This is a genomic window from Streptomyces lushanensis (assembly GCF_001700515.1).
Classification (GTDB): Bacteria; Actinomycetota; Actinomycetes; order Streptomycetales; family Streptomycetaceae; genus Streptomyces; species Streptomyces lushanensis.
The window spans coordinates 1-2,891 of record NZ_MAUD01000116.1; the positions used below are offsets into that span (position 1 = coordinate 1).

Annotated in this window: 2 protein-coding genes; one reads left to right on the forward strand and one right to left on the reverse strand. The window is 70.2% G+C overall.

Translation table 11 applies throughout. From position 1 onward, the window contains the following. Nucleotides 1-290: 290 nt before the first annotated feature. Nucleotides 291-2,261 (forward strand): DUF305 domain-containing protein, encoded by a 1,971-nt coding sequence (locus tag BFF77_RS10810; RefSeq protein WP_079125012.1) that lies wholly within the window; start codon nucleotides 291-293, stop codon nucleotides 2,259-2,261. A gap of 21 nt (nucleotides 2,262-2,282) precedes the next feature. Here BFF77_RS10810 and BFF77_RS10815 read toward each other — a convergent pair whose 3' ends face one another. Continuing rightward, nucleotides 2,283-2,747 carry a nuclear transport factor 2 family protein gene (locus tag BFF77_RS10815; protein WP_066946978.1) on the reverse strand — a complete coding sequence of 155 codons (465 nt, stop codon included), beginning with the start codon at nucleotides 2,745-2,747 and terminating at the stop codon, nucleotides 2,283-2,285. Between the last annotated feature and the right edge of the window lie 144 nt (nucleotides 2,748-2,891).

A 2,891-nucleotide genomic window follows, 5' to 3' on the forward strand; every position in this document is an offset into this window, starting at 1 on the left:
GCCCGGGCCAAGGGAAGGGCGCCCTTGACCGGTTTCCCCCGTCGACGGCCCTCCCCGGCCCCGGCCCCGGGCCCCGTATCCGCACCCGCACGAGCCCCGTTCACCCGATTGGGAAGCTCGGAAGGACATCTCCGCACGAAGGTGAGAAGACTGGGATTCACCGGCGGAGAGCTCAGTCCTTCCCTGCCTTCCCCCACGTGGATCACACACGTCCCGGGCCGCCGGACGGGGCTGTTCCATGACAGGCGACGGAAACCGGACGGGAAACCGGACGGAAGAGGAGATGCCGGATGACTGGGTACCCGTTTCGCCGGCTGCGCATGTCCACGGCGGCCGGACTGATCGCACTGAGCCTGGTCTCGTGCGAGTCCCAGGAGCGCGGGGCGGGCCCCTCGCCGCACGCCCACCCGTCCCACGCGGTCGCGCACGGGCCGTTCACACGCAAGATGGACGAGAGCATGAGGCTGATGGCCGAGGCCATGGCGGATTCGCGGATGACCGGCGATCCCGACCATGACTTCGCGGCTCTGATGGTGGCGCATCACCAGGGTGCCGTGGACATGGCCAAGGCGGTCCTGGAGCACGGCAAGGACCCTGTTCTGCGGCGGCTGGCACAGGAGATCATCGTCACGCAGCAGCAGGAGATCGGCGTCATGAAATCCCGGATGACGGTGACGTCCCCGGCCCGCCGCGGTTCGGAGCCCGGTTCGCCGGGGCGGATTCCGGGACCCTTCGAGCCGATACGCCGGCTCGCCGAGCCGGTACGTCCGCCCGCCGAGCCGGTACGTCCCGACAAGGAGGTCTCCGGCGGAGGGAGCGGGACGGGTGCGGGTGCGGTCATCCCGGTATCCGGGCAGGACCGCGTCTACACCGCCGACCAGACGTCGAACACCGTCTCCGTGATCGATCCCGCCGCCAACCGGCTCCTGGGCGTGATCCGGCTCGGCGACCCCGTACCGGGCGCGCTCAGTCCGCTGTACAGGGGCCAGCTGCTCGTCCACGGGATGGGCTTCTCGCCGGACCACAGGACCATCGCGGTCGTCTCCATCGGCTCCAACTCGGTCACACTGATCGAGACGGCGACGAACAAGGTCAAGGGCGTGGTGTACGTCGGACGTTCACCGCACGAGACGTTCTTCACGCCCGACGGCCGCGAACTGTGGGCGACCGTACGCGGCGAGGACTACGTATCGGTGATCGACCCCGTCCGGATGAGGGAGAAGCGCCGCGTCAGAACGGCGAACGGGCCGGGGATGGTGCTGTTCCGGCCGGACGGCAGATACGCCTTCGTACCCTCCAGCTTCACACCGGAGGTGGACGTGGTGGACACCCGGACGTACCGGGTCGTGGCCCGCGTCCCGCAGGCCAGCCCCTTCTCTCCCAATCTGGCGGTGAGCCGCGACGGAACCGAGGTCTGGTTCACGCTGAAGGACTCCGGCAAGACACAGGTGATGAGTGCCCGGCCGCCCTTCCGCATCCTCGCCACGCTCGACACCGGACCGATCACCAACCACGTCACCCTGGTCGACAACGCCAAGGGCCGCTTCGGGTATGTGACGGTCGGCGGGGAGAACGCGGTGAAGGTGTACCGGCGCGGCACGACGCCGGCTCTGGTGGCCACCGTCCCCACCGGCGATCTGCCGCACGGCATCTGGGTCTCCGGGGACGGCACACGGGTCTACGTCGGTCTGGAGAACCAGGACGCCGTCGCGGCCGTCGACACCCTGACGAACCGGGTGATCGCCACGATTCCCATCGGCCAGCAGCCGCAGCAACTGCTTTACGTTCCCCGGGCCGTCCCCACCGGCGGGGGCACGGACAATCTGATGCCCCTCGGAGTCGCGGGGAAGGCCGGCCACCTCACGCTCGGCGCGCCGAAGGGCAGCGGCGGACGCGGCCACGCGACCGTCTCCGTGAACGCGCTCGGCGCCCTGGACCTGCTCCAGGTCGCCGCGACCGGCCTGGAACCCGGAAAGGACTACACGCTCTGGCTCACGGAGAACCGGGCCGCGCCGTTCGGCCGCAAGGAAGCACTCACCATGTTCACCACGAACGCGGCGGGCGCCCAGGTCAGCCAGGCGATCGGCCTGCTGCGGGAGGTCCTGACCCCCGCGACCGCGGCGGAGCGGGCCGCCGCCCGCGAGCGTTTCCTGATCATCACGCGCGCGGACAGCGACACAGCGGTGGCCGTCCAGGAGAGCAGTGAGCCCATGCCACCGACCCCGGGTCTGCGGCCGGATCCGGCACCGGCGGCGGGATAGCGGACGCCGCGGCCAGGCCCGTCACGGTGTGGAGGGCCTGGTCTCGGTCCAGTCGACCATCAGCTTCCGTTCGGCGAAGAACCACCGGCCGTCCAGCTTGGTGAAGGTGTCGAGGTAGCGGATGGAGGCGGTCATCAGCGTGCGCCGTCCCTCCACCTCCCAGAGGTGATGCGCGAGGCAGTAGGTCTCGCCGGTGGCGCTGTCGCCGTCGACGGCGACCGTGGACTGGCCGTTGAAGTGGGTCGTGCTCTCGTAGGTGTTCAGGTTGCCGAAGACCGGCGCCAGCGCGTCGCGGCCGTGCAGCTCCTGGGTCGGCTCGGGGGAGCGGCTGTCCATGTGGACGACGAAGCGCGTGTCCTTCGTGAACAGCGCCATCTGGCCCTCGGCGTCGCGGGTGTCCGCACTGTGCGCGTACGCGTCCACGAGCTCGCGCAGGGCGAGACGGTCCGCTGCCTCTTGCGCGGATACGGCGGTGTGGATGCCCATGGCGTCTCCTTGAGGGGCGAGGCGCGGCGGCCGGCCGGGAAGCGCGTGCCACCGTCAACTATTTTACAACTGTCCAGTACTGTACGCGTGCCCCTGCGGCCCCCGCGGCCCGGCCCGCATCGCACCCCGCGCCCCGGCGCGTGC